Here is a 251-nt window from a genome sequence, read left to right on the forward strand (position 1 = left end):
GCGGCTGCCTTACCCGGTGCACTTAGGCTCCAGTCGATAGACGGTGTATCTCCTTCAATGGAAGGGAGACTGTGACGAACGAGAACGATCCGAGATTCCATGGTTTCGATACCGGTTCGTCGTTGATTGGTGGCAGGTTGGTGTAATTTCCTTCTCAGTCGCCAAGTCGGTCGATCAGTTCATCAACAGCCGCTTCCACCGTTTTCAAAGCCGTGTCGATGACGATTGCATCGTGCCATTCGTCATAGGCT

Annotated in this window: 1 pseudogene; it reads right to left on the bottom strand. The window is 52.6% G+C overall.

Annotation, left to right across the window (positions count from 1 at the left end):
- Positions 1-154: 154 nt before the first annotated feature.
- Positions 155-251 (bottom strand): annotated as a pseudogene (locus AF337_RS45265) (adenylyl-sulfate kinase); the annotation flags it as partial.

The sequence above is a fragment of the Rhizobium ecuadorense genome, assembly GCF_001187535.1.
In the GTDB taxonomy this organism is placed as follows: domain Bacteria; phylum Pseudomonadota; class Alphaproteobacteria; order Rhizobiales; family Rhizobiaceae; genus Rhizobium; species Rhizobium ecuadorense.